Source organism: Delftia sp. DT-2, from assembly GCF_028401915.1.
Taxonomy (GTDB): Bacteria; Pseudomonadota; Gammaproteobacteria; order Burkholderiales; family Burkholderiaceae_C; genus Comamonas; species Comamonas tsuruhatensis.
On the sequence record NZ_JAQOTI010000062.1, the window covers coordinates 1 to 1,154 of the forward strand.

General features: G+C 61.0%; 1 protein-coding gene. It reads left to right on the plus strand.

Annotated elements, in window-relative coordinates; translation table 11 throughout:
- Window positions 1-15: 15 nt before the first annotated feature.
- Window positions 16-1,154 (plus strand): CSLREA domain-containing protein (locus tag PO605_RS30820; RefSeq protein ID WP_272207350.1); only part of this gene is annotated, 1,139 nt, incomplete at its 3' end.

Sequence of the window (1,154 nt, forward strand, 5' to 3'; positions counted from 1 at the left end):
GCATGGACCGTCGTGGTGGACAGCGCCGCCGACGCAAGCGGCCCGTGCGCCAGCACCGGCCTGGGACCCTGCTCCCTGCGCGACGCCATCACCTACGCCAACGCCAACCGCAACAAAGGGGGCGACAACCGCATCGAGTTCCGCATCGGCGCGGGGGGAGAGCAGACCATCGTCACCCAAAGCAACTGGAATGGCAGGCTCATGCAGCCCATCGCACCGGCCACATCGCTCACCGTGGACGCCAGCACGCAACCCGGCTATGAGGACCACTTGCCACGCCGCCCCCTGATCACGCTGCAGGCAGGCAGCCCCGAGTTCGGCATAGGGCTCGAGCTGGCAGGCGCCATCACGGTGCGCGGCCTGGCGATAGGCGGCTTCAATACGGCCCTGGCGGTGACCGGCGACGGCAACACCGTGCTGGGCTGCCATATAGGCGTTGACGCATCGGGAACGGTTGCCATGGGCAATCGCAGCAACATTATTGTCAACTCCGGCAACCGCAACCGCATCGGCAATCTGGATATTGGCGGGCGAAATGTCATTTCCGCGGCGGAAAATTCCGGAGTATGGCTTTCCTGGCCGGGCACAGGTACAGGAAACATCATTCAGGGAAACTACATAGGCACCGATATCACAGGCAATGTGGCACTGGGAAATCAAGGTGGCGGCATCAGCGTGGCATCCGACTTTACCGGCACGCTGATCGACAGCAATCTCGTTTCCGGCAATGTAAAAGAAATGGGCGGCTATTCCGCGATTTCCATTTCCGGCGCCCACACGCTGGTGACCCGCAACCGAGTCGGAACCAATGCAGCCGGCACAGCCATGATTCCCAACAATGGGCCAGGCATTGCCGTATTCTTTTCGTCGGAGGGCGGACATCGCATTGGCACAGGCCCTGAGGACGGCAACCTGGTTGCCGGAAACAAGGAAACGGCCATTGAATTGAATGGAAACTACGGCGCACGCAACTCGAATACCCTGATTGCCGGGAATATCGTGGGAACCAGCCTGGATGCCAGCACCATGCTGCCCAATCAATGGGGCATCGTCATCAAGGATTCGGACGAAGTGACCGTGCGCGCAAACATCGTCGGTGGCAGCAAGGCGTCCGGCATACAGTTCCAGGGCGCCAGCAAGAACAACCTCGTGCA